Origin of the sequence: Prauserella shujinwangii (genome assembly GCF_003001955.1) — a bacterium.
Taxonomy (GTDB): domain Bacteria; phylum Actinomycetota; class Actinomycetes; order Mycobacteriales; family Pseudonocardiaceae; genus Qaidamihabitans; species Qaidamihabitans shujinwangii.
On record NZ_PVNH01000014.1, the window covers coordinates 46,798 to 72,427 of the forward strand.

The window sequence follows — 25,630 nt, forward strand, 5'->3', positions numbered from 1 at the left end:
TCCCAGACGGTTCCGGCTCTCCGCCGATGATGCACCCGCGCCGGGGACGGTGAAATAGGGACATGGCACACGAGCGCGACGTACCGGCCCCCGTCGAGGTCGGCGGCGGACCCCTGCGCCGGGAGCAGGTGCTCGCCGTGGCGCGGGCGGGTGCGCCCGTGGCACTGGCCGGAGCGGCCGAGAAGCGCATCGCCCGGGCACGGGAGCACGTCGAGGCCCTGGCCGGGGCCGACGAGCCCACGTACGGCGTCTCGACCGGATTCGGCGCGCTGGCGGTGCGGCACATCCCCGGCGAACGGCGCAGCGACCTGCAACGTTCGCTCATCCGCTCGCACGCCGCGGGCGCCGGCGCGGCCGTGGAGCCGGAGGTGGTGCGGGCCCTCATGCTGCTGCGGCTGCGCAGCCTCGCGACCGGGCACACGGGGATCCGGCCCGGCACGGCCGCCGCGCTGGCGTCCCTGCTCAACACGGGGATCACCCCGGTGGTCCACGAGCACGGCTCGCTGGGCTGCTCCGGCGACCTGGCGCCGCTGGCCGCGGTCGCGCTCGCGCTGATGGGCGAGGGCGAGGTGTTCGACGCCGAGGGCAGCCGCGTGCCCGCGGGGCAGGCACTGCACGAGGCAGGCCTCGAACCGGTGACGCTGGCCGAGAAGGAAGGGCTGGCGCTCACCAACGGCACCGACGGCATGCTCGGCATGCTCGTCCTGGCGGCCGCGGACCTGCGGCGGCTGCTCGATGTCGCCGACCTGACCGCCGCGATGAGCGTCGAGGCGCTGCTCGGCACCGACCGGGTGTTCGCCGCCGACCTGCAGGCGCTGCGGCCGCACCCTGGCCAGGCCGAGTCGGCCCGCCGCATGTTCGCCGCGCTCGCCGGATCGGAGATCGTCGCGAGCCACCGCGGGCCCGAGTGCACCCGCGTGCAGGACGCCTACTCGCTGCGCTGCGCGCCGCAGGTGCACGGGGCCGCGCGGGACACGCTCGCGCACGCCGAGGTGGTCGCCGACCGGGAGCTCGCCTCGGCCGTGGACAACCCCGTGGTGCTCGCCGACGGACGGGTCGAGTCCAACGGCAACTTCCACGGCGCGCCGCTGGCCTACGTGCTGGACTTCCTCGCGATCCCGGCCGCCGACGTCGCGAGCATCGCCGAGCGCCGCACCGACCGGATGCTGGACATCTCCCGTTCGCACGGCCTGCCCGCGTTCCTCGCGGCCGACCCCGGCGTCGACTCGGGCCACATGATCGCCCAGTACACGCAGGCGGCCGTGGTGAACGAGCTGAAGCGGCTCGCCGTGCCCGCGTCGGTCGACTCGATCCCGAGCAGCGCGATGCAGGAGGACCACGTCTCGATGGGGTGGGGCGCCGCGCGCAAGCTGCGCCGGGCGGTGCGGGGGCTCACGACCGTGCTGGCGGTGGAACTGCTGACCGCGGCGCGGGCGCTGGACTTCCGGGCGCCGCTGCGGCCCGCGCCGGTGACGGCGGCGGTGCGGGACCTGCTGCGGACCAGCGTGGCGGGACCGGGACCCGACCGGCACCTGGCGCCGGAGATCGCCGCCGCCGAGGAGCTGATCGCGTCGGGCGCCGTTCTCGACGCGGTGACCGAGCACCTGCCCTCGTGAGTGAGGAACGTCGTGAGAACCACGTTTCCCATTCACGACCCCCACGCGAGGAGGCAACGATGACGAAGAAGGCCCCGGGTGTCCGGGCGGCGCGGGGCACGGCGCTCACGGCACGCGGCTGGCAGACCGAGGCGGCGCTGCGGATGCTGCACAACAACCTCGACCCCGAGGTCGCCGAGCGGCCCGAGGACCTGGTGGTCTACGGCGGCACCGGCAAGGCCGCGCGGGACTGGGCGAGCTTCGACGCGATCACCCGGTGCCTCACCGCGCTCGCCGACGACGAGACCCTGCTCGTGCAGTCGGGCAGGCCGGTCGGCGTGCTGCGCACCCACGAGTGGGCGCCCCGCGTGCTGCTGGCCAACTCGAACCTGGTCGGTGACTGGGCCACCTGGCCGGAGTTCCGCAGGCTCGAGGCGCTCGGGCTCACGATGTACGGCCAGATGACCGCGGGCTCGTGGATCTACATCGGCACGCAGGGCATCCTGCAGGGCACCTACGAGACGTTCGCCGCGGTGGCCGCGAAACGGTTCGGCGACAGCCTCGCGGGCACGCTCACCGTCACCGCGGGGCTCGGCGGCATGGGCGGCGCGCAACCGCTCGCCGTCACCATGAACGGCGGCGCCGTGCTCGTCGTCGAGTGCGACCCGCGGCGGGCCCGGCGCAGGCTCGGCACCGGATACCTCGACGAGCTGGCCGCCGACCTCGACGACGCGGTCGCGCGCGTCACCGAGGCGAAGTCCGCGCGGCGCGCGCTGTCGGTCGGGGTCATCGGCAACGCCGCCGAGGTGCTGCCCGAACTGCTCCGGCGGGGGATCGAGGTGGACATCGTCACCGACCAGACCTCCGCGCACGACCCGCTCGCGTACCTGCCGAGGGGCGTGGCCGTCGACGACTGGGCCGACTACGCCGCCGCCAAGCCGGACGAGTTCACCGACCGCGCGCGGGACTCGATGGCCGAGCACGTCGACGCGATGGTCGGGTTCCTCGACGCCGGCGCCGAGGTCTTCGACTACGGCAACTCGCTGCGCGGCGAGGCGAAACTCGGCGGCTGCGCGCGGGCGTTCGACTACCCCGGCTTCGTACCCGCCTACATCCGCCCGCTGTTCTGCGAGGGCAAGGGCCCGTTCCGCTGGGCCGCGCTTTCCGGCGACCCGGCCGACATCGCCGCCACCGACCGTGCCGTGCTGGAGCTGTTCGGCGACAACGACACCCTCGCGCGCTGGATCCGGCTCGCGGGCGAGCGCGTGGCGTTCCAGGGTCTGCCCGCGCGGATCTGCTGGCTCGGCTACGGCGAGCGGCACCTCGCCGGGGCGCGCTTCAACGACATGGTCGCCTCGGGCGAGCTGGCGGCGCCGGTGGTGATCGGCCGCGACCACCTGGACGCGGGCAGCGTCGCCTCGCCGTACCGGGAGACCGAGGGCATGGCCGACGGCTCCGACGCCATCGCGGACTGGCCGCTGCTCAACGCCCTGGTCAACACGGCGTCCGGCGCGACGTGGGTGTCGATCCACCACGGCGGCGGCGTGGGCATGGGCCGGTCGATCCACGCCGGGCAGGTGTGCGTCGCCGACGGGACACCGCTGGCGGCCGCCAAGATCGAGCGCGTGCTGACCAACGACCCGGGCATGGGGGTGCTGCGGCATGCCGACGCGGGCTACGACACCGCCGCCGACGTGGCCGCCGCCCGCGGCCTGCGCGTGCCCATGCGGGAGGAGCCGTGACCGGCGCGGGCAGTGAAGGCCACCTTCACTGCGTCCAACGCAGTGAAGGTGGCCTTCACTGCCCCTCGGCGTCGGCGCTGCTGGCGGAGATCGCGGACATCGGGTGCGACCGGCGGCGTGGCGGGTACTCCCGGCACGTGTTCGACGGTGCCGAGCGGGAACTGCGTGGCTGGTTCGCCGACCACGCCGCGCGGCTCGGCCTGGACACCGAGACCGACCGCAACGGCAACGTGTGGGCGTGGTGGGGCACGCCCGGCCCCGGCGCGGTCGTCACCGGCAGCCACCTCGACTCGGTTCCCGGCGGCGGCGCGTTCGACGGGCCGCTCGGGGTGGCGAGCGCGCTCACGGCCGTCGGCGCGCTGCGGGCCCGCGGCGGCACCCCCGCCCGCCCGCTGGCGGTCGTGGTGTTCGCCGAGGAGGAGGGTGGCCGGTTCGGCGTGCCGTGCCTCGGCTCGCGGCTGCTCACCGGTGCGATCGACGCCGAAGCCGCGCGGAACCTGCGCGACCCCGAAGGCGTCACCTTCGCCGAGGCCGCCCGCGCCGCCGGGCTCGACCCCGCCCGCATCGGACCGGACCCGGAGGCGCTCGGCCGCATCGGCACGTTCGTCGAACTGCACGTCGAGCAGGGCCGCGGGCTCATCGACCTGGGCTCACCGGTGGCGGTGGGCAGCACCGTGATCGCGCACGGGCGGTGGCGGTTCACCTTCACCGGCCAGGGCAACCACGCCGGGGCCACCCCGCTGTCCGACCGCCGCGACCCGATGCTGCCCGCCGCCGCCACCGTCGCGGCCGTGCGGCGGCTCGCCGCCGGGGTGCCGGACGCCAGGGCCACCGTCGGCAGGCTCGTGCCCAGCCCCGGCGGCACCAACGTCATCGCCTCCACCGTGGACCTGTGGCTGGACGCGCGCGTGCCCGGCGGTGGCACCCAGGCGCTGGTCGACGACATCACCGCCGCGGCGCGGGCCGCCGCGGCGGACGAGGGCTGCGCGCTCACCGTCCGGCAGGAATCCTGTTCGGACACCGTCGCGTTCGACGACCGGCTGCGGGCCGAGCTCGGCGGCCTGCTCGGCGGTGTGCCCGAGCTGGCCACCGGCGCCGGGCACGACGCCGCGATCCTCGCCCCGCACGTGCCCTCCGCGATGCTCTACGTCCGCAACCCCACCGGGGTCAGCCACGCGCCCGAGGAGCACGCCGAGCCCGCCGACGTGGAACGCGGCGCCGCCGCGCTCACCGACGTGCTGGAGCACCTGTGCCGGTGACGTACTGGTGCGAGCGCGCGTGGCTGCCCGGAGGGGTGGCACGGGCGGTGCGGCTCGGCGTCGCGGAAGGACGGCTCACCGAGGTCACGCCGGACGCCCCGCGCACCGGAACCGTCCTTTCCGGACTGGTGCTGCCCGGTTTCGCCAACGCCCACTCGCACGCCTTCCACCGGGCGCTGCGCGGCCGGACCCACCACGACCGCGGCACGTTCTGGACCTGGCGGGAACGCATGTACGCGCTCGCGGGCAGGCTCGACCCGGACAGTTACTACCGGCTCGCCCGCGGCGTTTACGCGGAGCTGGTGCTCGCCGGGTACACGAGCGTCGGCGAGTTCCACTACCTCCACCACGACCCGCTCGGCAGGCCCTACGCCGACCCGAACGCGATGGGCGCCGCGCTCGTCGCCGCCGCGGCGGACGCGGGCATCCGGCTGACCCTGCTCGACACCTGCTACCTGACCGGCGGTTTCGGCCGGGACCTCGACGAGCACCAGGTGCGCTTCGGCGACGGCGACGCCGAGGGCTGGGTGCGCCGGGTCGAGGCGTTCCGTCCCGAGGGCGGGCACGTGCGGCTGGGCGCCGCCGTGCACTCGGTGCGCGCGGTCCCGGTGTGGGCGCTGCCGGTCGTGGCCGGGTGGGCGCGCGGGAAGCCCCTGCACGTGCACCTGTCCGAGCAGCGCGCCGAGAACGAGGAATGCCTGCGCCACCACGGCCGCAGCCCCACCGCCGTGCTGTCCGACGCGGGTGTGCTCGGGCCGGACACGGTCGCCGTGCACGCCACCCACGTCGGGGAGAGCGACCGGTCGGCACTGGCCAGGTCCGGCACCCGCGCCTGCTTCTGCCCGACCACCGAACGCGACCTCGGGGACGGCATCGGCCCGGCCCGCGCGCTGCACGACGCGGGCGTGCGCCTGTGCCTGGGCAGCGACAGCCACGCCGTGGTGGACCCCTTCGCCGAGCTGCAGGCGCTGGAGCTGGACGAGCGGCTGGCCGCGCAGTCGCGCGGCCGGTTCACCCCCGCCGAGCTGCTGGCCGCCGCCACCGACCACCGGGCGCTGGGCTGGACCGGCGTCGGTGAGCTGGTCCCGGGCGCGGCCGCCGACCTGGTCGGCGTCGACCTGTCGTCGGTGCGCACCGCGGGCACCGAGCCGGGCGGCGCGCCGATGGCCGCGACGGCCGCCGACGTGCGGGACGTGCTGGTCGCGGGCCGGGAGGTGGTCCGCGGCGGCGAACATCTGCTGGTCGAGCGGCCCGCCGCGGTGCTGGCGGAGGAGATCGGGAGGCTGTGGTCGGGGACATGACCGGGAGATCGACGCTGCTCACCAACATCGGTGAGCTCACCACCAACGAGCCCGGGCTGGGCCGGTTGCGGGACGCCGCGCTGGTGCTGGAGGGCGAGCGCGTCGCGTGGGTCGGCGAGGCGGCGGCCGCCCCGCTCGCCGACGAGGCCGTCGACGTGGCAGGCCGGGCCGTGCTGCCCGGCTGGGTGGACAGCCACACCCACCTGGTCTTCGCGGGCGACCGCACCGCCGAGTTCGAGGCGCGGATGGCCGGGGCGCCCTACACGGCGGGCGGCATCGCGGTGACCGTGGCGGCCACCCGGGAGGCGAGCGACGAGGAGCTGGCCGCCACCCTCGCCCGGCACCTCGCCGAGGCCGCCCGGCAGGGCACGACCTGTGTCGAGACCAAGACCGGCTACGGGCTGACCGTCGCCGACGAGCGGCGTGCGGCCCGCATCGCGGCGGACGTGGCCGACGAGGTCACCTTCCTCGGCGCGCACCTGGTGCCGGAGGGCACGGACCCCGGCTCCTATCTGGACCTCGTGTGCGGCGAGATGCTCGACGCCGTGGCCGGGTACGTGCGGTGGGCCGATGTGTTCTGCGAGACCGGCGCGTTCGACGAGGAGCAGAACGCGCGCGTGCTGCGGGCGGCGGCCGACCGCGGGCTGGGCCTGCGCGTGCACGGCAACCAGCTCGGCCGGGGCCCCGGCGTGCGGCTCGCCGTGCGGCACGGCGCGGCCAGCGTGGACCACTGCACCCACCTCGCCGACGCCGACGTCGAGGCGCTCGCCGGTTCGGACACCGTGGCCACCCTGCTGCCCGCGTGCGACCTGTCCACCCGGCAACCGCTCGCCCCGGCGCGCCGCCTGCTCGACGCCGGGGCGACGATCGCGCTCGCGACCAACGCCAACCCGGGCAGCTCCTACACCACGTCGATGGCGTTCTGCGTCGCCACCGCCGTGCTGCAGATGGGCCTGTCGGTCGACGAGGCGGTGTGGGCGGCCACGGCGGGCGGCGCGCGGGCCCTGCGCCGCGACGCGGGGGACGGCGCGGTCGGCGTGCTCCGCGTCGGCGCCAGGGCGGATGTGCACGTGCTCGACGCGCCGTCGGTCACCCACCTCGCCTACCGGCCGGGGGTCCCGCTGACCTGGGCCGTGTGGCGCGAGGGGCGGCGCGTCAGCTGAGCAGCGCGTCGCGGGCGGGGCCCAGCTCGTCGAGCAGCCCCAGCGCACGAGCCTTCGCCGCGGCCCGTTCCCGGTCGGTCGCGGGCAGCGCCGCGACGGCCGCGGCCAGGTCGCCGGCGAGCGGTGGTTCGAGGCGCAGCAGCACGTCGAACGCCTCCGCCCACAGCCCCTCCCGCACGGCGGCGCGCACCACGCCGTCGAGCCGGGTGGCGGGCAGCAGCCGCAGCACGGCAGGCAGCCGCGACTTGTCGTCGAGGACGAACGCCACGCGCAGCACGGCGGCGTCGTCGAGCACGTCGATGCTCGCGGCCACGGCCTCGGCCGGCACGTGCCCGACGAACCGGCCGACGGTGATCCAGTCCTCGCGGCGCGCGAGCTCGCGGGCCACGGCGCCGACCGTGCTCGTCGGGATGCCCGCGAGGACCGCGCTGGCCCGGCGCGGATCGAGCTCGGCGGCGACGTCGGCGAGGAACGGCGCGGGGAGGTGGCTCGCGATCTCCACGCCCCGGTGCGCGTCCACCAGGCCCGCGATGCGGGCGCACAGCAGCGGGCCGAACACCTTCTCCGCGATCCGCGCCAGCACGGAGGCGGGCAGCAGCCTGCTCGCGGCGGCCATCCGCCGCAGCACGGCCACGTTGGCGTCGAACAGCACGGTCGTGGCCCGCTCGCGCAGGGCCTGGATGTCCCCGGGCGGGACCTCGGCGAGGAAGCCGAGCCGTTCCGCGGGCTCGCCGAGGACCCTGGCCAGCTTGCGGATCTCGGCCTGCGCCTCCAGCGCGCGCAGGGCCTCGCTCACAAACCCACCGCCTTCCGCACGGCGCCGCGCAGGAAGAACGGCACGTAGTCCAGCGAGCCCTCCGCCGCGGTCGCCAGCGCGGCGGCCTGCCGCCTGCGGGCCGCGTGGAGCGCCTCGCCGAGCAGCTCTTTGTGCTCGTCGGCCAGCGCCTCGATCCCGGTGGGCAGCGGTCCGCCGAGCTGTTCGGCCAGGGTGCGCCTCGGGCGGGTCATGAGCACCACCTCCGGCCGATCATCATGCCTGATGGTGGGACTACCGTGCCGGGCATGACAGCGGAGATCGAGACGTCGACCGTCGCGGTCGGCGACCTGAACGCCTACCTCTCCCGCCCGGTGACCGGCGGCACCAGCGGAATGCTCCTGCTGCCCATGGTCACCGGGATCGGGCAGCAGCTGCGCGAGTTCGCCGACGACATCGCCAGGGCCGGGGTCACGGCGCTGAGCTGGGACCCGTGGCACGGGCCGAGCATCGACGACACGCCCCGCGAGCGGCTGTTCGAGCTGATGGCCGAGCTCGACGACGAGAACTGCCTGGCCGAGGCGGGGCGGCTGCTCGACCACATGCTCGGTGAGCTCGGCCTGGACCGGGTCGGGGTGATCGGCTGGTGCATGGGCGGGCGGTACGCGCTGCTCTTCGGCGCGCGGGACCAGCGCGTGGCCGGTGTGGTGGCCTACCACCCGACCGTGCCCGGCACCCCGGCGCCGAACCACACGCTCGACGCCGTCGAGCACACCGGCCGCATCGCCGCGCCGGTGCTGATGCTCTACCCCGGAGCCGACTCGCTGGTGCCGTGGGAGAGCTTCGCCCGGCTGCAGGAGGCGCTGCAGTCCCGCGCGAGCGGGCCGAGCATCGTGCACCTCTATCCGCACGCCGAGCATGGCTTCAGCGACCGCGGCAGGCATGGCAACGAGGTGAACGAGCGCGCCTACGCGCTGTCGTGGCCGCAGGCGCTGGACTTCATCCGCGTGACCACCGGCGCCTGACACTTGACTTTCGGCAGTGTCGCGGCGGGGTGGCGCCGGATAGCGTGCTGCCGTGAACGAGAGGGGGCGCCGTCGGCTCGCCGTGCTGGTCGACGTCGGCGTCTGGCTGGCCGTCTGCGCCGTGTGCGGCTACGAGACGCGGGAGAACGCGGCGCCGTGGGAACTGCTCGGCGGGCTCGCCGCGACCACCGTCGCGATGGCCACCGCACGCCGCCACCCGCTGCTGTCGCTGACGGTCGCCTCCGCCTCGGCCCTGGCGGTGCTGTTCAACTACCTCGGCCGGTACCCCGTGTGGCCGGTGCTGCTGATGGTGGCCGCGGGCTACTTCGCGGGCCGCCGCATGGATCACGCGCGGCCCGCCGTGCTCACGTTCGCCGGGGTGGCGCTCGCCGGGATGCCCGTCGCGTACGCGCTGAGCGCCGACGCCGTCGGCAACTGGGCGACGCTCGTCCTCACCCTGCTGTTCGCGGTGTTCGTGCCGTGGCACCTCGGCCGCTACACGCGCCTGCGCGACGACCTCGTGCGCACCGGCTGGGACCGCGCCCGGCAGGCGGAGGAGCGGCGGCGCCACGAAGCCGAGCGCGCCCGCCTGCGGGAACGGGCGCGGATCGCCAGCGACATGCACGACTCGCTCGGGCACGAGCTGAGCCTGCTGGCGTTGCGGGCGGGTGCGCTGGAGGTGGCCGCCGACCTCGGCGAGCGGCACCGCGCCGCGGCCGGTGAGCTGCGGGCGGGCGCCGCCGCGGCGACCGAGCGGCTGCGGGAGATCATCGGGGTGCTGCGGGAGGACGCGGCGCCGACCGAACCGGCCGACGCGGCGGTGGCCGACCTGGTCCGGCGGGCCGCGGACTCCGGTCTCGCGGTCGGCGCGCGGATCGACCAGGGCACCGCACCGCCCATGGTGGAACGCGCCGCCTACCGCGTCGTGCAGGAGGCGCTCACCAACGTCGCCAAACACGCGCCCGGCGCCGCCGTGACCGTCGACGTGCGCCGGTCGGCGGACCAGACGTGCGTGACCGTCCGCAACACCCGGCCGCCCGCGGGACCGCTGCCCGGCGCGACCTCCGGCCAGCGCGGGCTCGTCGGCCTGCGGGAACGTGTCCGGCTCGTCGGTGGCAGCCTGCGCTCCGGTGAGTGCGACGGCGGCTTCCAGGTGGTGGCGTGGCTGCCGCACGGCGCCGCCCCGGTGGCGGCGGACAGCGGCGACGGCGGCACCGACTCCGCGCGGGAACTGGCCCTTGCCCGCCGCCGGGTGCGCTGGACGCTGGTGAACGCGCTGGTGGTGCCCGTCGTCGTGGTGGCCGTGCTGGCCGCCGTCAGCACCGTCTACTACAGCTTCAACCAGGTGTCGTCGGTGCTGGAGCCGGAGGTGTACGCACGGCTGCGGGTGGGTCAGCCCCAGGACGAGGTGGAGGCCCTGCTGCCCAGCCAGCAGCGCCTCTCGCATGACCCCGACGCGTGGGGCACGCCGCCCGAGGGGGCCGACTGCCGCGTCTACGGCGCCGACGCGACGCTGATCGGCAGCAGCCCGGTCGTCTACCGGCTGTGCTTCGCGGGCGGGCGGCTGGTGGCCAAGGAGAGCTTCGACGAGCGCCGGGAACGAGGGGAGACAGGGTGATCCGGGTACTGCTGGCCGACGACGAGACGATGGTGCGGGCCGGGGTGGGCGCGATCCTCGCGGCCGACGGCGACATCGAGGTGGTGGCCGAGGCCGCGGACGGCCACGAGGCGGTGGAGCAGGTGCGCCGCACCCGGCCGGACGTGGCCCTGCTGGACATCCGCATGCCCCGGCTCGACGGCCTGGCCGCGGCCGCCGAGATCCGCCGGGTCCGACCGGAGACGGCGGTCGTGATCCTCACCACGTTCGGCGAGGACGCCTACGTCGAGCGGGCGCTGGGGGAGGGGGCGAACGGGTTCCTGCTCAAGTCGGGAGACCCCCGCGAGCTGATCGCGGGCGTGCGGGCGGTCGCCGGCGGGGCGGCGTTCCTCTCCCCGCAGGTCGCCAAGTGGGCCATCGCCCGGCTGTCCGGGGACGGGCGGCTGTCGCGGGCCGCCGGAGCACGCGAGCGGATCGCCGCCCTCACCGAGCGGGAGCGCGAGGTGCTCGCACTCGTCGGATCCGGGCTGTCCAATGCGGACATCGCGGGCCGGCTGCACGTCGTGGAGGGCACCGTGAAGGCCTATGTCAGCACGATCCTGCAGCGGCTCGGCGCCCGCAACCGCGTGCAGGCCGCCATCGCCGCCTACGAGGCGGGCCTCGTGAGCGGGGACCGGGAGTAGCGAGGTGCCCCGGCGGGCGCCGGTCGGGTAGCGTGTGGACCGTGTCGAGTCCGGAGTCAGACGAGGTGGGGGCTTTCGGCCACGCCGTCAGCCCCCTGAACCACTGAGCTCGTAGCCCTGTCGCCGCACCGCGTTCCGCGGTGGGGCGCGTGGTGCGTCCGGGTTGGCCGCGGTGCCGAGACGAGGTCCTCGTACCCCTCCTCACCTCGGAGCCACTCGATGCCCCTTCCGCTGTACCTGCTCGCCGTGGCGGTCTTCGCCATGGGCACCTCGGAGTTCATGCTCGCCGGCCTCCTGCCGGACATCGCCTCGGATCTCGGCGTCACCGTCGGGACCGCGGGCGCGCTCACCTCGGCCTACGCGATCGGCATGGTCGTGGGCGCCCCGCTCGCGGCCGCGCTCGCCCGTGACTGGCCCCGGCGCTCCGGCCTCCTCGGGTTCCTCCTCACTTTCATGGCGGCGCACGTCGTGGGCGCGGGCACCACGAGCTTCCCGCTCCTGTTCGCCACCCGGGTCGTCGCCGCGGTGGCCAACGCGGGGTTCCTGGCCGTCGCGCTGACGGCCGCCGCCGCGCTGGTCCCGCCCGGCCGGAAGGGACGCGCGCTGGCCGTGCTGCTGTCGGGCACGACGGTGGCCACGATCGCCGGTGTCCCCGGCGGAGCGGTACTCGGCACGGTGTTCGGCTGGCAGGCCGCGTTCTGGGCGGTCGCCGCTGTCTGCCTGCCCGCGGCACTCGGTGTCCTGAAGGGAATTCCCGCGGGGCGGGTGCGGGACGAGGCGGCAGGCAGGCCGGCGTTGCGCGCGGAGCTCGCCCAGCTCACCCGGCCGCGGCTGGCCCTGGTGATGCTGCTCGGCGCACTGGTCAACGCGGCGACGTTCGGCGGCTTCACCTTCCTCGCCCCGGTCGTGACCGGCACCGCCGGGCTGGGTGAGCTGTGGGTCTCCGCCGTGCTGGTGCTCTTCGGTGCCGGTTCGTTCGCCGGCGTCACCGTCGCGGGCAGGCTGTCCGACCGGCGTCCCCAGCTGGTGATCGCGGCCGGTGGTCCGCTGCTGCTTGCCGGGTGGCCGGCGCTGGCGGTGCTGGCCGACGCGCCGGCGGCCCTGTTCCCGCTCGTGTTCGTGCAGGGTGCGCTGTCGTTCGCGCTCGGCAGCACCCTGATCACCCGGGTCCTCTACGAGGCCGCGGGAGCCCCCGTCCTGGCCGGCGCGTACGCGACCGCGGCACTCAACGTGGGCGCCGCCACCGGTCCCCTCATCGCCGCGGCCGCTCTCGGCGCCGCGGGGAACCTCGGGCCGCTGTGGGCCAGCGGCCTGCTGGTCGCGGTCACGCTCCTCATCGCGTACCCCCTCCGGCGCACCGTGGTGCCCGCGCCCACGGGCACGCCATCGCCGCCTCCGGCGTAGGTTCCGGGAGCGGGGACCGCGGTGGGAACGCCGGTCCCCGCTCCCGACGGCTATCCCGCGTCCCGGCTCCGCAGCACCGCGGCGCCCGCGCCGAGCGCGGCGGCCGACCAGCAGCCCAGCACGAGCGCGGCGACCCACCTGGCGTACGGCACCGGCTGCCCGGTGAGGTCGTTCAGGGTGCCCTCGCCCAGCATGAGGTTCACCCCGGCGACGCCGGGCAGGTAGTCGAGCACCGCGGTCAGGCCCAGCGCCGAGCACAGCATCGGCAGCGCCAGCAGCGCCACGAAGCTGACGGTCAGCGCGCCCGCGACACTGCGCAGCGCGGTGCCCACCCCCAGCGCGAACGCGCCGAGCAGCACGAAGTACCCGCCGATCGCCAGTGCCGTGCGCACCGCCTCGCCCGCCGTGAGCGGCACCCCGGCGCCGCCCATCAGCGGAACGGCGAGCGCGAGCGCCGCGCCGGTGAGCACGACGCCGAGCCCGCACAGCGCGGGCAGCAGCGCCGCGCACTTCGCGGTGAGCACCCGGCCGCGGACGGGCACCCACTGCAGCGTCGAGCGGATGGCGCCGGTGCCGTACTCGCCCGCGATGAACAGGGTCGCCAGGGCGAGCACGGGGAACTGGGCGAGGAAGAACACCGCGTTCACCGCGAGGCCCGGCGCCGAGACCGTGGCCGCCTCCGGATCGCCGTGCTCGGCCATGACCGGCACCGCCGTCGCGGCCAGCGCCGTGTAGCCGAGCATGAGCACCGCCGCGGCCAGCACCGTCCACCAGCTCGACCGCACCGACCAGAGCTTCGTCCACTCGCTGTGCACCGCGCCGGGCAGGCCGCCGCCCCGCGGTGGGCCGATCGTCGCCGTCACCGTCCGGCCCTCCGTCCCGCCGCGGGCGCGGCGTACTCCACCTCGTTCGCGGTCAGCCGCAGGTAGGCCTGCTCCAGCGACACCGCGTCGGCCGTCAGCCCGTGCAGGCGCAACCCGAGCGCGTGCGCCAGGTCGCCGACGCCCTCCACCGTCCCGCCTGTCACGACGAGCTCGCCGCCGCCGCGCTCCTCGACGGCGAGGCCCTCTCCGGTCAGGTGGTGCGCAAGCGTTTGCCTCTCCCCGGGATCGGGGAGCCGCACGTGCACCGCGCGGTCGTCGGCGACGAACTCGGTCACCGGCGCGTCGGCGAGCAGCCTGCCGCGACCGATCACCACGAGCTGATCGGCGGTGAGCTGCATCTCGCTCATCAGGTGGCTGGAGACGAGGACCGTGCGGCCCTCCGTGGCCAGCGAGCGCATGAGCTGCCGGATCCAGCGCACCCCGTCTGGGTCGAGGCCGTTCACCGGTTCGTCGAACAGCAGCGTGCCCGGGTCGCCGAGCAGGGCGCCAGCGATGCCGAGCCGCTGGCCCATGCCCAGCGAGAAGGCACCGGCGCGCTTCCCGGCGACGTCGGCCAGGCCGACCGTGCCCAGCACCTCGTCCACCCGCGCGTCGGGGATGCCGTTGCTGCGGGCCATCGCGAGCAGGTGCCTGCGCGCGTCGCGGCCCGGGTGGACCGACCTGGCGTCGAGCACCGCGCCGACCTCGCGCAGCGGATGCCGCAGCTCGGCGTACCGGCGCCCGTCCACCAGCGCCTCCCCGGACGTCGGCCGGTCCAGGCCGAGCACCATCCGCATCGTGGTGGACTTGCCCGCGCCGTTGGGGCCGAGGAAGCCGGTGACCCGGCCGGGCGCGACGTCGAACGTCAGCTCGTCCACCACCCGTTTCCTGCCGTAGTGCTTCGTCAGCCCCCGCAGTGTGATCATGTGGTCCCTCCGTGGTGTTCCTCAGGGCCACGAACGTAGGGAGCGTGAGGGCGTCGGCACAGCCGACGATGGCCACCGGAGGCCCCTGCCGTTCGTCAGGCAGAATGCCGCCCATGGTCGAGGGCAGGCGGGAGCTGCGGCGCCGGACGCTGGTGGACGTGGTGATGGTGCTCCTCGCCGTGTTCTCCCTGGGCCTGCTGCTCTACATCACGTTCTTCCCGCACAGCGAGCGCACCGCGTACACGGTGTTCGCCATCGACACGTCGATCTGCGGCGTCTTCCTGCTCGAGTTCCTGTGGCGCTGGCGCGCCGACCGCTGGGAGCGGCGCTTCCCGCTGCGCAACTGGTACGAGATCCTCGGCATGATCCCGATCGCGCACCCCGCGCTGCGCGGCTTCCGGCTGCTGCGGGTGGTGGTGCTGGTGGTACGCCTGACCAGGACGGCGAACCGGGCCTTCGGCGAGCGGTTCACCGAGCGGCTGGTGGCGCGGTTCTCCCGCCCGATCGTGCTCGCCATCAAGAAACCCATCACGATCGCCGTGCTGGACGAGGTCGTGAAGGTGCTGGAGACCGGCAACTACCCCCGGAACCTGGCGTACTCGCTGGACGAGAACCGGGAGATGCTGCGGGAGATCGTCACCGAGAAGCTGAAGAACGACCGGCAGGCGGGCAGGCTGTCCCGGCTGCCGTTCCACGACGAGGTCGTCAAGTCCATGGTGGACACCACGATCCGCGTCATCCTCGACGTGCTCACCGATCCGCGCATCGACGAGTTCTTCGCCCACGTGGTGCGGGAGAACCGGGAGCAGATCAGGGCGGCCGTGCAGGAGGGCCTGCACGAGGAGGACCGCGACACCGACCGGACGGCCGCCGAGCTTCCCGTACCACCGCTGCCCGGCGGCCGTGTCCGCCAGCTGTGACGCCGTGTCCGCGCCGCACGGCGCGGACACGGCGTCACAGCTCGCGGACACGGTGTCGCGGTCGGCGGACACGGTGGTCAGCGGCGCCGGGTACCCCGCACGGGCTCGGCGGTCAGCGGGTCCTCCGGCCACGGGTGCTTGGGATAGCGGCCGCGCAGCTCGGCCCGCACCCCGGGATACCCGTTGCGCCAGAACGACTCCAGATCGGAGGTCACCGCGGCGGGCCGCCCGGCGGGCGACAGCAGATGCAGCACCACCGGCACCCGGCCGCCTGCCACCCGCGGCGTCGCCCGCCAGCCGAACGTCTCCTGCAGCTTCACCGCGAGCACCGGTTCCGGGCCCGAGTAGTCCACGCGGATCCGGGAGCCGGTGGGCACCTCGATCCGGTCGGGAGCCAGGTCGTCCAGCCGGGCGGCCTCGGGCCACGGCAGCAGCCGCCGCAGCGCCGCCGCCGTGTCGACGCGCGCCAGGTCCGCGCGGCGCCGCGCCGAGGACAGTTCCGGCTCCAGCCAGTCGTCCACCCTGGACAGCAACGCGTCGTCGGTGACGTCCGGCCACGGTGGCCCGAGCCGCCGGTGCAGGAACGCGACCCGCTCCCGCAGCCGCCGCGCCGCATCCGGCCACTCCAGCAGCCCCAGCCCGTCCCGGCGCAGCCCCGTCCGCAGCGCCGCCCGCACCCGCGCCGGACCGGGATCGCGCAACGGCCGCTCCGCGAGCGTGATCGCCCCGAGCCTGCGCACCGAACGCGCCACGACGTCGCCGTCCGACCAGGCCACCTCCTCGTCCTCGGCCAGCAGTTCGGGCGCGGCCCGCGTCGCGAGTTCCGCGTCGGCCCGCGCGGCCAGCCGGATCATGCCGTGGGCGCGGCCCGGCTCGCGCGTCACCTCCGCCACGGCCAGCCACTCGGCGTCGCCGAGCCCACTGCCCGGCGGCAGCTCCGCGGCCGTGCCACCCGCCAGCAGGTACACCGGCGTGCCCGGCGCGCGGCGCCGCGCGAGCCGCTCCGGCTGCGCGAGCGCCACCACCAGGGCCGGGTCCGGGGTTCCCGCGCCGGTCACCAGCCGCGCCAGCCGGTCGGCCTCGCGCCGCCACCGGCGTGCTTCCGGGCCGGTCGCGGCGCGCATCCGGCGCAGCTCCGCCTCCAGGTCGCCGCTCGCCCCGCCCGAGTCGAGCAGCGCCACCACCTCGGCCGCCGCCGGGGCGCCGGTCTCGGCCGCGCCGTCCAGCAGCGCCCGCGCCAGCCGCGGATGCAGGCCCAGCGCCGCCATGCGCGCGCCTCGTTCGGTGACCCGGCCCGTGTCGTCGACGGCCCCGAGCGTCCGCAGCAGTGTCCTGCCCGCCGCCAGCGTCCCCTCGGGCGGCGGGTCCCACCAGGTCAGGCCACTGCCGTCCGGTGTCGACCAGCAGGCCAGCTCCAGCGCGAGCCGCGCCAGCTCGGCGGTGCGGATCTCCGGCTCCGGGTAGGCGGGCAGGCTCGCGTGCTCGTGCCGCGGCCAGCAGCGGTAGGCCCGTCCGGGGCCCTCGCGCCCGGCCCGGCCCGCGCGCTGCTCGGCGACGGCCGCCGACACCCGCACCGTCGCCAGGCCCGGCAGCCCGCGCCGGTGGTCGACCCTCGGCACCCTGGCCAGTCCGGAGTCCACGACGGCGCGCACGCCGGGCACCGTCAGGCTCGACTCGGCCACCGCCGTCGCCAGCACCACCCGCCGGCGCGGGCCCGGGTTCAGCGCGGCGTCCTGCCGCGCGGCCGGGAGCCTGCCGTGCAACGGCAGCACGTCCACGCCGGGTTCGCCGAGCCGCTCGGCCACCCGGGCGATCTCCCCCGCGCCGGGCAGGAACGCGAGCACGTCACCGTCCGTCTCGGACAGTGCGGTGTGGATGGCCCTGGTGACGCAGGACTCGATCCGCTCGGCACGCGCGGGAGCGACGTGCACGACGTCCACCGGGTGGGTCCTGGCATGCGCGGTGACGACCGGTGCGGGACCGCCGTCGCCGAGCAGCGTGGCGAGCCGTTCGGCGGCCACCGTCGCCGAGGCCGCCAGCACGCGCAGGTCGTCCCGCAACCCACCGCGCACGTCGAGCAGCAGCGCCAGCAGGAGATCGGCGTCCAGCTGCCGTTCGTGGCACTCGTCGAGCAGCACCACGGACACGCCGGGCAGCTCCGGATCGCCCTGCAGCCTGCGGACCAGCAGCCCGGACGTGACCACCTCGATGCGGGTGCGCGCGGAGACCACCGACTCGCCCCGCACCGAGTAGCCGACGGTGCCGCCGACCGGCTCGCCGAGCAGGCCGGCCATGCGGGCCGCCGCGGCCCTGGCCGCGAGGCGGCGGGGCTCGGCCACCACGATCCGGCCGGGGAACTCCTCCGCCAGAGCCAGGGGGACGAGGGTGGTCTTGCCGGTGCCGGGCGGGGCGTGCAGCACGGCGGTGCCGTGGCCGGCCAGGGCGCGGGCGACGTCGCCGAGCACCGCGCGGACCGGCAGGTCGGGCAGCTCGGGCCGGGTCACCGCTCCGTGACCTCCGGCGGCTCCGGCAGCGGGTACCCGGAGGGACCGAGGTTGCGTTCGAGGGACTCGCGCCACCTGCCCGATTCGATCATCCGCTCGATCGCCGCGGCGACGGCGGCCTGGCCGTCGGTGTCGCCCTTGCGCAGGCCGACGCCGTAGCGCTCGGTGGAGAACGGCTCGCCGACCAGGCGCAGCAGCTCCGGGTTCTGCGCCGCGAACCCGGCGAGGATGGCGGCGTCGGTGGTGACGGCGTCCACCTGGCCCGCGAGCAGCGCGGTGACGCAGTCGGAGTTGCGCGGGTACTCGACCAGCTCGAGGGTCCGCGCGAAGCGCTCCTTGACCTGCGCGGCCGACGTCGAGCCGGTCACCGAGCACAGCCGCTTGCCGCTGAGCGCCTCCGGGCCGTCGATCTCGGTGGCCGACGCACGGACCAGCAGGTCCTGTCCGGTCACGAAGTAGGGGCCGGCGAACGACACCGTCTCCTTGCGTTCCTCGGTGATCGAGTACGCGGCCACCACCAGGTCGACCGCACCCGAGGACAGGTCCGACTCCCGCTGCGCCGGGGTGGTCTCGCGCCAGGTGATGTCGTCGGCTGCCACGCCCAGCTCGTCGGCGACGAACTCGGCGACGTCCACGTCGAACCCCACGAAGCGGCCGTCGATGGTGCGCTCGGACAGCCCGGGCTGGTCGAACCGGATGCCGATGGTCAGCGTGCCGGTCTCGTACGCCCTGGTGACCACGGAGTCCTCGGCGGCGTCCGGTGCGGAGCAGGCCGCGCTCAGGCAGGCCGCCGCGGCGGTGGCGACGGCTGTGACGAGCGTCGCGAGTCGCACGGGCGTCTCCTCACCGAGTTCTCAGGGTCGGCCGATAGCCTAGGTGCGTGTCGCGTTCGCGCCGAGTGCTGCTCGCCGGCGCGGGCACGCTGGCCAGGTTCGGCCTGGCGGCGGTGTGGCTCGTGTCCGGCGGGATGAAGCTCGCCGACCCGGGGCAGACGTATGTCGCGGTGCAGGCCTACGACGTGCTTCCGCACGGACTGGTCGGAGTGGTCGCCACCGCGATGCCGCTGCTGGAGGTCGCCCTCGGCCTGCTCCTGCTGCTCGGTGTGGCCACCAGGGCGGTCGCGGCGGTGTCGGTGCTGGTCCTGCTGGCGTTCGTCGCCGCGGTGGCGCAGTCCTGGGCGCGCGGGCTGAGCATCGACTGCGGTTGCTTCGGCGGGGGTGGCCAGGTGGCTCCCGGCGAGACGGCGTACCCGCAGGAGATCGCGCGGGACCTCGGCTTCCTGGTGCTGGCCGGGTGGTTGCTGGTGCGGCCGCGCACGCCGTTCTCGGTGGACAGCTGGCTCGGCCGGGACCGGCAGGACGTCACGACGATCGAGGAAGGATCCGCCGGTGGGTGGAGCGGAGCGGACCGCGCGTAAGCGGCGCCAACAGCAGTTGACGGGCAAGCAGGCCGTCGCCAGGGCGCGGGGTGGTCCCGACCGGAAGAAGACCGCCGCCGTCATCGGCGTGGTGCTGCTGGTCGCGGCCGTCGTGATCGGCGGGGTGCTGTGGACCAACGCGTCGAAGAACGCCACCGAGGGCCAGACCATCCCGACCGTCCAGCCCGCGAGCACGGACTACGAGGTGCGCCGGGACGGGCTGGTGGTGGTGTCCGGCAGCGCCGACGCGCCCACCACCATCGATGTCTACGCCGACTTCCTGTGCCCCGTGTGCGCCCAGTTCGAGCACAGCTACGGCGACGAGATCGAGCGGAAGGTGGCCGCGGGGGAGCTGCGGCTGCGCACGCACATGGTGCCGTTGCTGGTGGAGAAGTCGGACCCGCCGGGCTACTCGCTCGACGCGGCCAACGCGGCGCTGCTCGCCGCCGACGCGGGCGAGTTCACCGCCTACCACGACAGCCTCTTCGCCCACCAGCCCGAGGAGGGCAAGCGCGGGTACGACAAGGAGCAGCTCATCCAGCTCGGCCGGGACCTGGGGATCGAGAGCCAGGAGTTCGCCGACGGGGTGCGCGAGGGCAGGTTCGACGACGAGCTGACCGCGGAGATGGAGCGCGTCGCGCAGGACCCGGCGCTGCAGCAGGACTTCGGCAACGGCCAGCGGGGCTTCGGCACCCCCACCGTGGTGGCGGACGGGCGGATCGTCGACTTCTCCGACCCGCAGTGGCTCGACAAGCTCGTGAGTGAAAACCGTGGTTAGAACGACGGTTTTCACTCACGAGAGGTGACCCGCTGTTCTAGTCTGGCCTCCGGCTACGAGGAGGGGGCACGTGGACGGGACACCGCACCGCGGATTCTGGGTCGACGAGGGCGCCTACGACAGCTACGCGCGGGCCATCGACCCGGTGGGCGACGACCTCGGCGCGGCGGGTGCGGCGCACGTCGCACCGCACGCCGAGCTCGCGGGCGACGGCTTCTCCGCGATGGGCACGGAGTCCGGGTTCGCCGGCGCGTACGCGACCCGGATGCGCGCCCTGTCCGAGCGGCTCGGCAGGCTGGGCGGCGACTGGCGGCAGATGGCCGACGCGGCCCGGCGCACCAGCGCCAACTACGCCGCGGTCGAGGCCGATCAGCAGACGACCGTCCACCGGCTCGGGGAGGGCCTGCGGTGACCGTGGAGACCGAGCAGGTGCTGCGCAGCGGGCTCGACCTGCCCAACCGGTTCGCCGACAAGATGCGCACCGACGACGCCGCCATCGACGGCGCCGTGCGCGGCCAGGCCGCGCTGCGGACGTCCCTCGACGGCGCCGGGGCGGGGGCGGGGGCTCAGCGGCAGGCGCTCGCGGCACGGTCGTCCGGCAACGCCACCGACCTCGCGACCACCACCTCCGAGAGCCTGGAACGCGAGATCAGGGCACTGCTGGAGGAGAGCAGCCAGATCGAGACCGCGGTCGCGGACGCGGCCGAGGCGCTGCGGGTCGGCCGCATCGAGAACGACCGGGTCCGCGAGGAGATCATCCGCGAGATCACCTCGACGATGAAGGCCGTCGCCGCGGCGCGGATGACCCCGCCGGTGCCCTCCGGCGGGCAGGCCGCCGTGCGCGAGCTGATGGTGGCGCTGCAGCGGCGGATCGCCGAGCTCACCGGGCAGGCCGCCGACCTCAGCGCCCGCACCCTGGGGACGCTGACCGACATCGCGGGACGGCTCGGTGGCTCGGAGGCGACCACCGCGAGCGCCGCGGGCGGCGGCACGCACGTCGCGACGTCGTTCAACAGCCAGGGTTCGGGCGGCTCCGGTGGCGGTGGCGGGGGAGCGCCGGGCGGGTACGGCGGCGGCGGTGCCGTGACGAAGCCGAGGCTCCCGGTCGCCATCCCGCCGCAGCCCGGCACCGGCGTGCAGATCAACCTGCCCAACGGCAAGACCGTCGAGGCGCCCAACGAGGTCGCGGCGAAGGCGGTGCGGGCCGCGATCTCGCAGCTCGGCGTGCCGTATGTGTGGGGCGGCACGCAGCGCGGGGTGGGGCTCGACTGCAGCGGGCTCACCATGACCTCGTACGGGGAGGCGGGCCTGGAGATCCCGCGGATCGCCAAGACACAGACGGTCGGCGCGGAGGTGCCGTCGATGGACCAGCTGCTGCCCGGCGACCTGGTGGTGTGGTCGGGACACGTCGCGATGGTGATCGGCGACGGGCTGATGATCGAGGCGGGCGACCCGGTGCAGATCGGGCCCATCCGCACCAGCAACGCGGGCCAGCAGTTCATCGGCTTCTACCGTCCGACGGGTTAGCGGAGGCACCGTGACCGAGTTCGACGTCGACCAGGAGGCCGGCAGAGTCCGCGAGCAGGTGGACCGGACGGCCGAGCAGGCGCGCGAGCGGTTCGCCAGGGCCGGGAGCGTCACCGGCCGCGCGGAGTCCGCGGACGGCGCGATCCGGGTGGAGGTGGCACCCGGTGGCCTGCTCACCGACGTGCGGTTGACCTCCGCGGCGCTGCGCGGCGGCTCCGAGGCCGTCGCGCGGCAGATCGTGGAGCTCGCGGACCGGGCGACCCGGCGGGCGGGCGACCGGATGTACCGGGCGCTGGCCCCGGTGCTCGGCCCGGAAGGCGAGACGCACCTCACCCGGCTGGGTTACGAACCGCTGCCGGACGACGACGAGGACGACGTGGCGCCGTTCCGGCTCGGAGGTCGCTGACGGTGGTCGACGAGGTACCGCTCGAACGGAGCACCCGACAGCTCATCGAGGAGGCCCGCGCACGCCAGGACGCGCTCGCCCGCGTCGACGAGCTGATGGCGCAGGCGACCGGGACGGCCCACGACGTGGACGGCACGATGGAGCTGACCGTCGACGCGCGCGGCAAGCTGCTGCGCCTGTGGCTCGCGCCCGCCGCCCTGAACTACGGTCCGGACCGGCTCGGCGCCCTGATCGTCGAGGTGGCGCAGGTCGCCTTCCGCGAGGCGACGCAGGAAAGCTACAACCGGGTGGCGTTGCTGCTCGGCGAGGACATGACCTACCTGGTCGAGCAGCTCTCCGGCATGCCGGCACCGGCGCGTGACCCGCACGCCGACACCGGCCTCACCGTCGAGGAGTTCCAGCGCAGGCGCGAGCAGCGCCTCGGCAGGCCCGCCGCCTCGCGCCGGCCACCGGACCCCGCCGACGACGACCTGGACTCGTTCGACCCGGCGACCCTCCGCTCCGACCGCTGACCCCCTCCGTGGGCGCACGGTGCGGTCGGGTACAGTGGTCCCCACGAGATGCGGAGTTCGCTCCGCGCCCGGGGCTATGGCGCAGCTGGTAGCGCACCTCACTGGCAGTGAGGGGGTCAGGGGTTCGAGTCCCCTTAGCTCCACCAAAGAATGTTCAGGATGACCCTGACTGTGTGGTAACCCTGAGTACGAGGGCGAGAGGCCACCCGCCGGGCGGGTGGCCTGTTTGTTGTTCTGCCTGGGCAGCCCGCGCTCGTCTGATCGCCGTGCCGGGCGAGGCCGGGCGTGGCTCGGCCGGACGCCGCCTTCCATGCCGCCGTGCTGCCTCGACGTCGCCACGGCCTTCTTCCACGCTATTCCAGCGCTAGAATAGCGCCGTGGAGCTGACTCCGGCCGAGCTGACCGTGCTCGGGCTGATCGTCGAACGGCCGCAGCACGGCTACGACCTGGAGCAGGTGATCGAGCAGCGTGGTGTCCGGCAGTGGACCGACATCGGGTTCTCCTCCATCTACTACCTGCTCACCAAGCTGGAGAAGCGCGGCCTGCTGCATGTGCCGCGAGCGCCGGAGGCCGCGAAGTCCCGCCGCGTCTTCCACGCGACCGCGCGGGGCCGTGCGGTCGCGGCGCGCGCCGCGCTGGACGTCATCGCCGAGCCGCGTCCGGTGCCGAACCCGCTGCTGGTCGGCGTCGCCAACCTCTCCTTGCTGTCCGATGAGGCCTACGCGCGGGCGTTGCGCGCCCGGCTGGGGCGGATCGAGGAGCGGATCGCCGCCGTCCGCGCGGCGCGGCGGGCGCAGGCTTCCCTGCCTGCACCGGCGCGTGAGGTGTTTTCGTACTCGCTGAGCCTCCTGGAGGCGGAAAGGCAGTGGCTCGCGGACCGAGCCCAGGTGGCCCGATGACGGACAAGACCGACTTCAAGAAGACCTTCGACGCCTACCGGGCGCCGCGGACCGGTTTCCGCGTCGTCGACGTGCCCGACCTGCGGTATCTCATGCTCGACGGCCACGGCGACCCCAACACGTCGCCTGCCTTCGCCGAGGCCGTCGAGACGCTCTACCCGGTGGCCTACACGCTGAAGTTCGCCAGCAAACGGGAGCTGGGGCGCGACTACGTCGTCCCGCCCCTGGAAGGCCTGTGGTGGGCGGACGACCCGACCGCCTTCACCACCGCGCGCGACAAGTCGCGATGGGACTGGACCCTGATGATCATGGTCCCGGACTGGATCGACCGGAGCATGGTCACCGCCGCCGTCGAGCGGGCCGGGGCGAGGAACCGCCCGGCGCGGCTGGACGAGGTCCGCCTGGAGACCCTGTCCGAGGGACGGTGTGTGCAGACCCTGCACGTCGGTTCCTTCGACGACGAGGCCGACGTGCTCGCGCGGCTGCACCACGAGTTCGTTCCCGGCCACGGACTGCGGATGGCCGGCAAGCACCACGAGATCTACCTCAGCGACTTCCGCAAGGTCGCGCCCGGGAGGCGCAGGACGATTCTCCGGCAGCCGGTCACCTCGGCCACCTGACCTCACACGACGAGGACGACCTTCGCCCTGGCGTGCTCGTCCTCCAGGTAGCGGATCGCCTCCGCCGCCTTGCTCAGCGGGTACGTCCGGTCGATCACCGGGCGCAGCCGCCCGGCCTCGACGAGGTCGCGCAGGCCGGTCAGCGTCTCCTGGGTGGGCGGGGCGTCGACCAGCGCCAGCCGTTGCGGGACGAACGGCGCCACCAGCCGGCTGCGCACGATCAGGCCGAACGGCCGGAACAGCGAACCTCCCTCGGACACCCCGCCACCGGCGAGCACCGCGGTCCCGTCCCGCTTCACGGCACGCCGCAGTGCGGTCACCGAACGGTTGGCCACGAGGTCCAGCACGACGTCGTAGCGCAGGCCGCCGCGGGTGAAGTCGTCGCGGCGGTAGTCGATGACGTGATCCGCCCCGGCCGAGCCGACCAGCTCGACGTTGCGGGCGCCGCACACCCCGGTCACCTCCGAACCGAGGATCTTGCCGATCTGGACGGCGAAGGTGCCCACCCCGCCGGACGCTCCGTTGACCAGCACCCGGTCGCCCGCCCCGGCCCTGCCGACGTCCCGCAGGGCCACCAGCGCCGTGCTCGCCGCGAGCGGCACCGCGGCCGCCTCCGCAAAGGACAGTGTGACCGGCTTGGGGCACACCGACCCGGCCGGTGCGCACACGTACTCGGCGAAGCTGCCGTCGGCGTAGCCGTACACCTCGTCACCGGGGCGCAGCCCGGACACCCCCGGCCCGGTCTCCTCGACGGTCCCGGCGAAGTCGCTGCCGCGGATCGGCGACCTCGGCCCGCGGAGGCCGAAGACCGACGGCGACAGCAGCCTCGCCACCGCCGGGTCGCCGCGCATGAGGTGCCAGTCACGGGCGTTGACCGAGGCGGCCCGCACCCGCACCAGCACCTCGCCGTCACCGGGCCGGGGCCGATCGACCTCCGCGAACCGCAGGACGTCGGGGGATCCGTACTCGTGCTGGACGATGGCCCTCACAGTGCCTCCTTGAGTGCGGGGGCCGGCCGGACCCCTCGGCCGCGGATGGCCCACTCGGCCACCGCAAGATTGATCACCCAGGCGGCGCCCATCGCCAGCGCGTGGGCCCGCGGGCTGACGGTGCCCAGGAACGCCACCGCGGCCAGGGCGGTGAACACCTGGGTTCCCGCACCCAGCCCGAGCGCGTAGCCGCGGATCATCCAGGCCCGGTGCCGCGCGACGTTCCCCCGGCGGATCGCGAGGAAGGCCAGGACGATGGCCGCCGCCATCGCCGACGCGAACAGCAGCCGGAACACCGTCAGCAGCCCGCGGTCATCCTCGGGAATGGCGGAGAACAACGTCATCCACAGCGCGGACAACGCCGTGGCGAGTCCACAGAGGACGAGCACGCGACCCGACGCGCGGTGCCACCGCGGCCGTTTCCGGCGCAGGGCGGGGGAGAACTGGAACGCCCCGGCGACGCAGAACACGCTGGCGGCCACGACGTGCACCAGGATGGGCACGGGTGCGTCGAAGAACCGGGCATTCGCCTCGGTGATGTCGGCGCCCGTGGCCAGTTCGGTCACCCGGAAACCGCTCGCCGCGACCGGCACCAGGGACAGCGCGAGCAGCCCGGCGGGCACGAGATGATCCTGCTTGCTCATGCCTGAATCGTGGTCGGCGGCAGGACGCGAATCATCGGACCTGCGGCCGCGGCCCGACCGGCCGAAAGGGTGAGACCGGGGTCGTGCTTCCGGCCGCCGCCG

26 protein-coding genes and 1 tRNA gene are annotated in these 25,630 nt (G+C 74.8%); 19 read left to right on the plus strand and 8 right to left on the minus strand.

The window, feature by feature from the left end:
• Positions 1-62: 62 nt before the first annotated feature.
• The 5 genes from hutH (at position 63) to hutI (ending at position 7,060) form a co-directional block, all read left to right on the plus strand.
• Positions 63-1,616: a histidine ammonia-lyase gene (gene hutH, locus B0I33_RS28110; RefSeq protein WP_106182151.1), complete on the plus strand. Its 1,554-nt coding sequence runs from the start codon at positions 63-65 to the stop codon at positions 1,614-1,616.
• Between the two features lie 59 nt (positions 1,617-1,675).
• A complete protein-coding gene (hutU, locus tag B0I33_RS28115; protein ID WP_106182153.1) occupies positions 1,676-3,337 on the plus strand; it encodes a urocanate hydratase in 1,662 nt (553 codons plus the stop codon).
• Positions 3,338-3,414: 77 nt separating this feature from the next.
• A complete protein-coding gene (locus B0I33_RS28120) occupies positions 3,415-4,596 on the plus strand; it encodes an allantoate amidohydrolase (protein WP_245901165.1) in 1,182 nt (393 codons plus the stop codon).
• Complete coding sequence (locus B0I33_RS28125; protein WP_106182351.1) at positions 4,593-5,897, plus strand: formimidoylglutamate deiminase; 1,305 nt, start codon at positions 4,593-4,595, stop codon at positions 5,895-5,897. The genes B0I33_RS28120 and B0I33_RS28125 overlap by 4 nt, the downstream gene beginning before the upstream one ends.
• Positions 5,894-7,060: an imidazolonepropionase gene (hutI, locus tag B0I33_RS28130; protein ID WP_106182352.1), complete on the plus strand. Its 1,167-nt coding sequence runs from the start codon at positions 5,894-5,896 to the stop codon at positions 7,058-7,060. The genes B0I33_RS28125 and hutI overlap by 4 nt, the downstream gene beginning before the upstream one ends.
• Here the strand turns inward: hutI and B0I33_RS28135 are convergent.
• Both B0I33_RS28135 and B0I33_RS28140 read right to left on the minus strand, forming a co-directional pair.
• Complete coding sequence (locus B0I33_RS28135) at positions 7,053-7,856, minus strand: hypothetical protein (RefSeq protein ID WP_245901147.1); 804 nt, start codon at positions 7,854-7,856, stop codon at positions 7,053-7,055. The two genes, hutI and B0I33_RS28135, sit on opposite strands and share 8 nt — an antisense overlap.
• Positions 7,853-8,068, minus strand: coding sequence for a hypothetical protein (locus B0I33_RS28140; RefSeq protein ID WP_106182156.1), 216 nt, complete (start codon positions 8,066-8,068; stop codon positions 7,853-7,855). Before B0I33_RS28140 ends, B0I33_RS28135 begins: the two co-directional genes overlap by 4 nt.
• A 54-nt stretch (positions 8,069-8,122) precedes the next feature.
• Between B0I33_RS28140 and B0I33_RS28145 the strand changes: the two genes are divergently transcribed.
• The 4 genes from B0I33_RS28145 (at position 8,123) to B0I33_RS28160 (ending at position 12,523) form a co-directional block, all read left to right on the plus strand.
• Positions 8,123-8,839: a dienelactone hydrolase family protein gene (locus B0I33_RS28145; protein ID WP_106182158.1), complete on the plus strand. Its 717-nt coding sequence runs from the start codon at positions 8,123-8,125 to the stop codon at positions 8,837-8,839.
• A gap of 52 nt (positions 8,840-8,891) precedes the next feature.
• The gene (locus B0I33_RS28150; protein WP_106182160.1) at positions 8,892-10,457 is read left to right on the plus strand and encodes a sensor histidine kinase; all 1,566 of its coding nucleotides are present in this window, start codon (positions 8,892-8,894) and stop codon (positions 10,455-10,457) included.
• Complete coding sequence (locus B0I33_RS28155) at positions 10,454-11,119, plus strand: response regulator (RefSeq protein WP_106182161.1); 666 nt, start codon at positions 10,454-10,456, stop codon at positions 11,117-11,119. Before B0I33_RS28150 ends, B0I33_RS28155 begins: the two co-directional genes overlap by 4 nt.
• 219 nt (positions 11,120-11,338) lie before the next feature.
• The gene (locus tag B0I33_RS28160) at positions 11,339-12,523 is read left to right on the plus strand and encodes a Cmx/CmrA family chloramphenicol efflux MFS transporter (protein WP_106182163.1); all 1,185 of its coding nucleotides are present in this window, start codon (positions 11,339-11,341) and stop codon (positions 12,521-12,523) included.
• Positions 12,524-12,573: 50 nt separating this feature from the next.
• Here B0I33_RS28160 and B0I33_RS28165 read toward each other — a convergent pair whose 3' ends face one another.
• On the minus strand, positions 12,574-13,386 hold the full coding sequence (locus B0I33_RS28165) for an ABC transporter permease subunit (protein ID WP_106182165.1): 813 nt from the start codon (positions 13,384-13,386) through the stop codon (positions 12,574-12,576).
• Complete coding sequence (locus B0I33_RS28170; protein WP_106182167.1) at positions 13,383-14,312, minus strand: ATP-binding cassette domain-containing protein; 930 nt, start codon at positions 14,310-14,312, stop codon at positions 13,383-13,385. The genes B0I33_RS28165 and B0I33_RS28170 overlap by 4 nt, the downstream gene beginning before the upstream one ends.
• A gap of 113 nt (positions 14,313-14,425) precedes the next feature.
• Here B0I33_RS28170 and B0I33_RS28175 point away from each other — a divergent pair, with 113 nt between their 5' ends.
• Positions 14,426-15,232 (plus strand): hypothetical protein, encoded by an 807-nt coding sequence (locus B0I33_RS28175; RefSeq protein ID WP_106182168.1) that lies wholly within the window; start codon positions 14,426-14,428, stop codon positions 15,230-15,232.
• Between the two features lie 77 nt (positions 15,233-15,309).
• On the opposite strand, the gene hrpB is transcribed toward B0I33_RS28175, so the two are convergent.
• Together hrpB and B0I33_RS28185 are read right to left on the minus strand one after the other, a co-directional pair.
• The gene (hrpB, locus tag B0I33_RS28180) at positions 15,310-17,736 is read right to left on the minus strand and encodes an ATP-dependent helicase HrpB (RefSeq protein ID WP_106182170.1); all 2,427 of its coding nucleotides are present in this window, start codon (positions 17,734-17,736) and stop codon (positions 15,310-15,312) included.
• Positions 17,733-18,569 (minus strand): glutamate ABC transporter substrate-binding protein, encoded by an 837-nt coding sequence (locus B0I33_RS28185; protein WP_181193483.1) that lies wholly within the window; start codon positions 18,567-18,569, stop codon positions 17,733-17,735. The genes hrpB and B0I33_RS28185 overlap by 4 nt, the downstream gene beginning before the upstream one ends.
• Positions 18,570-18,616: 47 nt before the next feature.
• Here B0I33_RS28185 and B0I33_RS28190 point away from each other — a divergent pair, with 47 nt between their 5' ends.
• From B0I33_RS28190 to B0I33_RS28230, 9 genes are all read left to right on the plus strand, one after another.
• Entirely contained in the window at positions 18,617-19,153 is a 537-nt protein-coding gene (locus tag B0I33_RS28190; RefSeq protein ID WP_106182172.1) for a MauE/DoxX family redox-associated membrane protein, read from the plus strand.
• Positions 19,125-19,931, plus strand: coding sequence for a DsbA family protein (locus B0I33_RS28195; protein WP_106182173.1), 807 nt, complete (start codon positions 19,125-19,127; stop codon positions 19,929-19,931). The genes B0I33_RS28190 and B0I33_RS28195 overlap by 29 nt, the downstream gene beginning before the upstream one ends.
• A gap of 70 nt (positions 19,932-20,001) precedes the next feature.
• On the plus strand, positions 20,002-20,343 hold the full coding sequence (locus B0I33_RS28200; RefSeq protein WP_106182175.1) for a hypothetical protein: 342 nt from the start codon (positions 20,002-20,004) through the stop codon (positions 20,341-20,343).
• Positions 20,340-21,458 carry a C40 family peptidase gene (locus B0I33_RS28205; protein ID WP_245901150.1) on the plus strand — a complete coding sequence of 373 codons (1,119 nt, stop codon included), beginning with the start codon at positions 20,340-20,342 and terminating at the stop codon, positions 21,456-21,458. The genes B0I33_RS28200 and B0I33_RS28205 overlap by 4 nt, the downstream gene beginning before the upstream one ends.
• A 10-nt stretch (positions 21,459-21,468) precedes the next feature.
• Positions 21,469-21,864, plus strand: coding sequence for a YbaB/EbfC family nucleoid-associated protein (locus tag B0I33_RS28210; protein WP_106182177.1), 396 nt, complete (start codon positions 21,469-21,471; stop codon positions 21,862-21,864).
• A 2-nt stretch (positions 21,865-21,866) separates the two neighbouring features.
• Positions 21,867-22,376: a YbaB/EbfC family nucleoid-associated protein gene (locus B0I33_RS28215; RefSeq protein ID WP_106182178.1), complete on the plus strand. Its 510-nt coding sequence runs from the start codon at positions 21,867-21,869 to the stop codon at positions 22,374-22,376.
• Between the two features lie 70 nt (positions 22,377-22,446).
• Positions 22,447-22,522: transfer RNA gene (locus tag B0I33_RS28220), tRNA-Ala, on the plus strand.
• Positions 22,523-22,753: 231 nt separating this feature from the next.
• Positions 22,754-23,275, plus strand: coding sequence for a PadR family transcriptional regulator (locus B0I33_RS28225; protein ID WP_106182180.1), 522 nt, complete (start codon positions 22,754-22,756; stop codon positions 23,273-23,275).
• Entirely contained in the window at positions 23,272-23,895 is a 624-nt protein-coding gene (locus B0I33_RS28230; protein ID WP_106182182.1) for a GyrI-like domain-containing protein, read from the plus strand. The genes B0I33_RS28225 and B0I33_RS28230 overlap by 4 nt, the downstream gene beginning before the upstream one ends.
• A gap of 2 nt (positions 23,896-23,897) precedes the next feature.
• Here the strand turns inward: B0I33_RS28230 and B0I33_RS28235 are convergent, their stop codons facing one another.
• Together B0I33_RS28235 and B0I33_RS28240 are read right to left on the minus strand one after the other, a co-directional pair.
• On the minus strand, positions 23,898-24,884 hold the full coding sequence (locus B0I33_RS28235) for an NAD(P)-dependent alcohol dehydrogenase (protein ID WP_106182183.1): 987 nt from the start codon (positions 24,882-24,884) through the stop codon (positions 23,898-23,900).
• Entirely contained in the window at positions 24,881-25,528 is a 648-nt protein-coding gene (locus tag B0I33_RS28240; RefSeq protein ID WP_106182185.1) for a DUF2306 domain-containing protein, read from the minus strand. The genes B0I33_RS28235 and B0I33_RS28240 overlap by 4 nt, the downstream gene beginning before the upstream one ends.
• Between the last annotated feature and the right edge of the window lie 102 nt (positions 25,529-25,630).